7 protein-coding genes are annotated in these 7,449 nt (G+C 40.4%); 5 read left to right on the top strand and 2 right to left on the bottom strand.

The window, feature by feature from the left end; genetic code table 11:
• Positions 1 to 19 precede the first annotated feature (19 nt).
• The gene (locus PX481_RS24295) at positions 20 to 250 is read left to right on the top strand and encodes a hypothetical protein (RefSeq protein ID WP_002757161.1); all 231 of its coding nucleotides are present in this window, start codon (positions 20 to 22) and stop codon (positions 248 to 250) included.
• Between the two features lie 53 nt (positions 251 to 303).
• On the top strand, positions 304 to 552 hold the full coding sequence (locus PX481_RS24290; RefSeq protein WP_288024136.1) for a Txe/YoeB family addiction module toxin: 249 nt from the start codon (positions 304 to 306) through the stop codon (positions 550 to 552).
• Positions 553 to 971: 419 nt separating this feature from the next.
• On the opposite strand, the gene PX481_RS24285 is transcribed toward PX481_RS24290, so the two are convergent.
• Positions 972 to 1,115, bottom strand: coding sequence for a hypothetical protein (locus PX481_RS24285; RefSeq protein ID WP_002757162.1), 144 nt, complete (start codon positions 1,113 to 1,115; stop codon positions 972 to 974).
• Positions 1,116 to 1,549: 434 nt separating this feature from the next.
• Here PX481_RS24285 and PX481_RS24280 point away from each other — a divergent pair, with 434 nt between their 5' ends.
• The 3 genes from PX481_RS24280 (at position 1,550) to PX481_RS24270 (ending at position 6,563) form a co-directional block, all read left to right on the top strand.
• Entirely contained in the window at positions 1,550 to 4,909 is a 3,360-nt protein-coding gene (locus tag PX481_RS24280; RefSeq protein WP_002757163.1) for a ribonucleotide reductase barrel domain-containing protein, read from the top strand.
• Between the two features lie 80 nt (positions 4,910 to 4,989).
• Positions 4,990 to 5,442, top strand: coding sequence for a DUF29 domain-containing protein (locus tag PX481_RS24275; protein WP_288024129.1), 453 nt, complete (start codon positions 4,990 to 4,992; stop codon positions 5,440 to 5,442).
• Between the two features lie 53 nt (positions 5,443 to 5,495).
• Positions 5,496 to 6,563: a ribonucleotide-diphosphate reductase subunit beta gene (locus PX481_RS24270; protein ID WP_288024127.1), complete on the top strand. Its 1,068-nt coding sequence runs from the start codon at positions 5,496 to 5,498 to the stop codon at positions 6,561 to 6,563.
• 363 nt (positions 6,564 to 6,926) lie between these two features.
• On the opposite strand, the gene PX481_RS24265 is transcribed toward PX481_RS24270, so the two are convergent.
• The coding region (locus PX481_RS24265; protein ID WP_502888632.1) for a diacylglycerol kinase catalytic domain-containing protein at positions 6,927 to 7,449 on the bottom strand (523 nt) is incomplete at its 5' end.

Raw genomic sequence — 7,449 nt, 5'->3', positions numbered from 1 at the left:
TCAAGAATAGTAAAATTATATGAATGCACTGAAATACCAAACAATCATCAAAAATGGTCAACTTAGTTTACCTCCCCTCGACTTACCAGAAGGAACAGTTGTCGAAGCGATTTTATTGATTAAAGAAGCTGCTGAAATGGATGAAACGGACTATCTGCTTTCCACAGAAGCTAACCGTCAACATCTCCAAGAGGCAAGAGAATCTCTGAAAAATCCTGATAGTTATATTTATGTAGATGCTGCTAACTGATCAGGAAAGTCGCCTTTCTAACCCGAAGTTTTGATGAGTTTAATTAATGGGCGATCGCAGACAAAAAAGTTGACGCTAAAATTGTCAGCCTTATTAAAGATGTTCAAAGAGAGCCTTTTTCTGGATTAGGAAAACCAGAAGCATTAAAACATGAACTATCAGGATTATGGTCACGACGCATTACAAAAGAACATCGCCTAGTTTATAGCGTGTCTGATCAAGAAATTGTTATTGTTTCCTGTAAATTTCACGGCTCTTCTGGTTTCTGTGTGGAGGGAAGAAGAATAGGGATAATTTTATAGAAATATAGTCTTCAAAGCCTTGCCTAGCAAGACTCCTACGAATGATAATCAGTGCTTATCACACAAAGTAGAGAAGAGCCATTTCACTACTAATAATTGCCAGAAATTCCAGAACTAGCTTAGAGCAAGAATTAGGGAACACGAAAACTTAAGAAGAATTTCTGAAGAAAGGGAAACCCAACCTACATTTTTCTTTTATTCTTGTCCAACACCACCATCGAATACTGTCCTATCCCTAGAGAAATTAATTGAATAGAACATTGCAAGTCAAAACAGGATTATGTTGATTTTGGACTCGACTTTAACACTCTTGAACACTTTAAACAGGATTTAGTATTACACAAGAGCTAGAACCTCTGGAAATGCGTTGCAAGGGAGACCCTTGCAACGAGGTAGAAACGAGAAGAACCACTTACTTATTAATTTTCCACAAAAGTAAATTTACCATTTTTACCATCGGCATTCATTTTAATTTGTGCCACGGAGAATTTATCCTGAATGATTTCCCCTTCGGGAGTAAAAGCAATATCTCCCAGGACAGAACGTAGGTTGGGTTGAAGCATGAAACCCAACGCCCGATTATGTTACGCTACCGCTAACCCATCTTACAAATAATTGTGCCTCCCTACTTAGGTACTTAAGAACAAAACTATACCCATAAGCTATCAGCCATTAGCTAAAGTCTGACCACAACCTCCTCAGCAGTCAAGCAGAATCGGATCAAAAATATTTTGTCAATCTGTTTTTCATGCCAAAGAAAAAGCTTTTTGTCAAGCATACAAAAGAACTACATTTTTCAGGAAAATCAAGAATTTTTTCCAGAAAATGTCAGCCAAAACACTGTTTTTAGGGAACAAAATAATCCTGGCTATACCATATATAGAGTGATAAGATTATTTAACACGCTAGATGTTGTGTTTTCCCAGAAAATCTGATATAATACTCTAGTACAAATAGATTAATTTGTCAAATTTTTTAACGCCGCAATTTCCTAATTATGCAATCAAAGCCCTTGACTACTACCGTCTCCATTCACAAAAATAACGAAGTAATACCCTTTCGTTCTACCCCTTTAGCTAATATGGGCAGCCATGGAATTAGAGTGATTCGGCGCGATGGTTCCACCACAAGCTTAAATATCGGCAAAATTCGCGACGTGGTAGAGTGGGCTTGTGAAGGCAAAAAAGTCAATTCAATCGCCTTAGAAGCAGGTTTAACCACGCGCCTGCGGGATGGGATTACCACCAGGGAAATACAGGATAATTTAATTAATTGCGCCCTAGAAATGTGTAGTCCCGAGGAACCGGATTGGCGCTATGTGGCGGGAAGATTGCATATTTGGAGTCTGTGGAAAGATACCTTAGTAGTCCGGGGTTATCAGTACGGAAATTACGAGAAAACTGTCAAAACTCAAGTTAAAAATCGGCTGTACGACGAAAGGATTCTCATCTATTCCGAGGCAGAATTAAAAGAAGCTGGTTCTTGGATTAATTCCGATTGGGACATCGATTATGATTACGCAGGGGCATTGTTAATCACTAGCCGTTATTTACTCAAAAATGAGTTACCCCAAGAGGCATTATTAACCTGTTCCTTGCTGCTTGCCACTGTGGAAGAACCAGCTAATAGACTCCCCTGGGCGAAGAAATTTTATCAAGCGATTGCTCAAAGAAAAATCTCTCTCGCCACCCCAATTTTAGCCAATTTACGCACTCCCAAAGGTTCCTTAACCAGTTGTTTTATCCTCTCCATTGACGACAGTTTAGAAAGCATTTTCGACGAGATTACTAATGCTGCCCGCATCTCAAAAAATGGTGGCGGTGTCGGGGTGAATGTGAGTAGAATTCGCGCCACTGGTAGCTGGGTAATGGGGAAAGCTAATGCTTCCGGGGGGATTATTCCTTGGATTAAATTACTCAACGATACAGCTATTGCAGTAAATCAGGGGGGAAGACGCGCCGGGGCAGTAACTATCGGTGTTGACATCTGGCATTTAGATGTGCCAGAATTTCTGGAAATGCAGACAGAAAACGGTGATCAAAGACGTAAAGCTTATGATGTTTTTCCCCAATTAGTTATCACCGATGAATTCATGCGTCGGGTGATAAATAAAGCCGAGTGGACATTAGTAGATCCCTACGAAGTTCGCAATAAATTAGGTATAGAATTAGCGGAACTATGGGGGGAAGAATTTGAAGAGGCCTATCGTTTAGTAGAAGCTAATTTAGATCAAGAGATTCTCCTCTATAAAAAAATCAATGCCCGGGACTTATTTAAAAGTATCATGCGTTCCCAAGTAGAAACAGGAATGCCCTACATTGCCTTCAAAGATACCATCAATCGCGCTAATCCTAATAAGCACGATGGCTATATCCCCGGTGTAAATTTATGCGTCGCGGGAGAAACAAAAATTCTCACTGACCGAGGACAAATAGCAATCGCTGATTTGGTGGGGGAATATGTTAATGTCTGGAATGGATTGGAGTGGTCAGAAGTATTAGTTAAAAAGACTGGAGAAAACCAGCCTTTATTAAAGGTCAATTTCTCTAACGGAGAGGCATTAGAATGTACTTACTACCATAAGTTTTACGTTCAGAAGAACTACAAGGGAACCGTGGAAATTGTGGAGGCAAAAGACCTCAAACAAGGAGATAAATTAATTAAATACCAGCTGCCTCTCATCCAGTCAGAAAATGATCTTGACTTTCCCTACGCCTACACCGCAGGATTCTTTTCTGGAGATGGGAGTTACGGAAACAATGGAATGCCAGAAGTTGACCTATACGGAGTTAAAAAAGAGTTACTTCCCTTATTGGCTATTCGTAACAAATATCGGGGAAATGGCTCTATTGAAAAAGGTACTTTTTGGAGAAAAGAAACCGATACCCTAGGGGTATATCATGACAGTAAACAAGATCGGATCGTCTGTAAACTCCCGTTAGATATTCCCAGTAAATTTACAGTTCCTCTCAATGGTTACACAATTAAATCTCGTTTAGAATGGTTAGCTGGTTTACTTGATGCCGATGGAACAGTTGCCCGCAATGGTTCTAACGAGTCTCTCCAGATTGCTGCTGTTAACCGGCAATTTTTGCTCGATATTCGCCTAATGTTACAGACTTTAGGAGTTGATTCCAAAGTTACTTTTATGGATGACGGTGGCTATAAATTGATGCCAAATGGAAAGGGAAATTATCAAGAATATCTCTGTCAACCAAAATATCGTTTACTGATTAATTCTGTCGGACTATTTCAACTTGGTCAATTGGGACTTAAAACCCATCGCTTACAATGGACTTTAAAAGAACCCCAACGTTCGGCCACTCAGTTTATTCGCATTGAATCGGTAGAGTTAACCTGTCGTCGAGATGACACCTACTGTTTTACAGAACCCAAGCGTCATCTGGGAATGTTTAACGGCATTCTAACAGGACAATGCACCGAATCTTTTAGCAATGTCACCCCCGATAAAACTGCCCATTGCTGTAATTTAGTTAGCCTTAATTTAGCCAATATCGACAGGGAAGAAATCGAGTCTAATTGTCAAATCGCTGTCAGGATTCTCGACAATACTATCGATATCACTAATCCTCCCTTTGATAATGCTAAAAACCACAACGATAAATATCGCACTATTGGGGTAGGGGCGATGGGATTGGCTGACTGGTTAGCTAAACGGAAATTATCCTACAATAACCTGTCAGAAATTAGTAATTTATTTGAAGAAATTGGCTATTGGTGTACCTATTCTTCGATGGAATTAGCCAAAGAACGCGGCGCTTATCAAGCTTTCTTGGGTAGTGAATGGAGTCAAGGTAAATTAATCGGAGCAAAACCAGTGGCATGGTTTTTAAATAACGCGGTGCAACCGCAAAGATGGCAACAATTAGCCGAAGATATTCAACGATTTGGCATCCGTAACTCCCATATTACCGCCATTGCTCCTAATACTTCCTCTAGTTTGGTACAGGGATGTACCGCTAGTGTTTTGCCGGTTTATAGTCGCTTTTTCTACGATAAATGGGCAAAGGGAACCGTTCCCATCGCACCACCTTTTATTGAAGAAGCTTTCTGGTTTTATCCAGAGAATAAAAATCTCGAACAGCAACAAGTGGTAAAAGCGATCGCTACTATGCAAGAATGGATTGATACGGGGATTTCTATGGAATTATTATTCAACCTCAATGAAGGGGTTTATTTCCCCGCAGAACCCAACCGTTGTCTCACTGCTAAAGATATCTTTGATACTCTCATCATGGCGTGGGAATTGGGGTGTAAAGCGATTTATTATATCCGTACCGTACAAAAGGACAATTTTCGAGAGTCTGACGATAGTTGTTCTAGTTGCGCTAATTAAGGTTAACTTGGGTGGGCAATGCCCACCTTAATTTTTTTATATCATTTAAAATAAGTCCTACTCATCACCTAATCACAGCTATGGATAAGACTTTATACGAACAGGATTACTATCTCTGGATAGAGAAAACCATATCTTTACTAGAAAATCATCGGTTTTCTGATTTAGATTTAGAGAATTTAATTGAAGAAATAAAATCTATGTCTATCAGTCAACAGAAAGCCCTTAAAAGCAATCTGACCGTGATTTTATGGCATTTACTAAAATACTTACAAGAGCCAGAAAAACAAACCAGAAGCTGGGCATTAACCCTTTTTGAGCAGCGAGAAAGAATCGAAGAAGATTTAGAAAATAGCCCTAGTCTTAAGAGTTTTTTAACAGAAGACAATTTAAAAAAATGCTATAATAAGGACAGAAAAAAAGCCGCTATTGAAACAGGGATAAACCTAGAGAAATTCCCGAAGGATTGCCCATTTACTTTGGCAGAAGCCCTAGATTTTGAATTTATTCCTAATCAAAATCAAAACATTTGACTTTTTACCGAAAATCTATTATAACCTAAAAGTGCCATAATATCCAAGTAATCATGTCCTTACATTTAGTTAATTCTTGCCATTCGATGCCCATTTCCCCGATCTTCAATCCGGCGGGAGATGATGCGATCGAAAACCGTTCGATCTGGTTTGGTAACACCACCAACCTGATGCAGTTAAACGATGTCCGCTACACCTGGGCGGTGGGTTTATATCAACAAATGCGCGAAAATTTCTGGATTCCGCAACGCTTAGATATCACTCAAGACGTGACTGAATACGGGCATCTTACCGACGAAGAAAGATATGCTTATGATGGTATTTTATCCTATCTAACTTTTCTTGATTCCGTGCAAACCTGTAATATTCCCCACCTAAAAGGTAGCGTCACTGCGCCAGAAATTAGTCTTTGTATGGCGGAACAAATTTCTCAAGAAGCCATGCACAATCAAAGTTATCAATACTTAATTGAAACCATTATTCCCTCGGATCGCAGAGGCGAAGTTTATGACTTTTGGCGTACCGATAAAGTTCTCAAGGATCGCTGTGAATTTATCGCTAGTCTCTACCAGCAATACATCGACAAACAAACTACTGAAAGCTATTTTATCGCCCTTCTTGCCGATTATTTGCTGGAGAGTTTGTATTTTTACAACGGCTTTATCTTTTTCTATAATCTCGCTTCTCGACAGCTAATGTCCGGTAGTGCTGACGTTTTCAAAATGATCAACCGGGACGAATTAAGTCACGTCCGTTTGTATCAGAAACTTATTCCCGAAGCCATGGCAACTTTTTCCCATTCCGTTGAACAGATTTATGAGATGTTCGATACGGCCGTTAAACACGAATGTCGCTGGACAAATCACATTGTTGGCAACGACATTTTAGGTATTACCGAATACAGTACCGAACAGTACACCAAATACCTCGCTAATATTCGACTGAAAGCGATCGGACTTGAGCCTTTATACAAGGAAGAAAAGTATAACAAAAGTCCCTATAATCATCTGGAACGCTTCTCCGATACCAAAAAAGAAGGCCACACCAAAGCTAACTTTTTTGAAGCAACCGTTACCAGTTATGTTATGTCTTCTGGCTTAACTGGATGGGATGAAATTTAAAATTTACGGGACAAGAATAACCCAATTTCTTACCATAAAGTGGCAATTTTGTCAAATATTTTGACAACTTTTGACCCTCTATTCGCTGGGGTGCAAGGGGCCTTTTGCTCCTTCGACCCCGCTCAACCTTTAACGATCCCTACTGGCATCTCGGTAATTATAAGTAGGGCTGGCTGAATAATGGTAAAACCCTTGTTGGTTAAGACTTTTAGAGTTTTTGTAAATCAAAAAGTACCAGATATGGGAGTGATCGGGGGGAATTTAGGCACTTTTTCCCTGAAAATTAGGTAATTGACCCCCTGAAAATCGGTAAAACCCTACACCCTACACCCTACACCCACGAAAAACTTTTTGCCGCAAACCCTAATTATGACGATTGCCATCATAATGAATTCTCGCCCCGGCCCATTGTAATTTTTCCTGTAGAGTCTGATAAAAAGAATAGCTTTCCCGCAGGATAATAAATTGGGCGAATTTTTCAGCTTTGGTAACTCCCACCCATTGCCCGGGCCAAATGGAAGTGGCTAAAGCGCCATCCATCCAGAGTTTAGTGTTTAATTCGTAGTCTCCCAGAGGCCAAATACTGACCAGAGATGCCGGGGGAATGACAATCGGCCGACTGGAGAGACTCAAGGGACAAATCGGGGTAACAGCGATCGCTTCCATGCCGGGGTGTATAATCGGGCCATTAGCGGAAGCGGTGTAACAGGTGGACCCCGTGGGAGTAGCCACTAATAAACCATCTCCTTGGTACTGATCTACTACTTCCCCGTCCACTTCGATTTCGAGGATTGAGGTGGGCATCCTATCGATACTAGCGGGTTTCACACACATCTCATTCAGGGCATAAAATGCCTCGCTCACTGGCTGCGGGTTTCTTTTATCC

The sequence above is a fragment of the Microcystis sp. M53603_WE2 genome, assembly GCF_030065435.1.
This window is presented reverse-complemented; position numbering and strand designations above follow the sequence as displayed.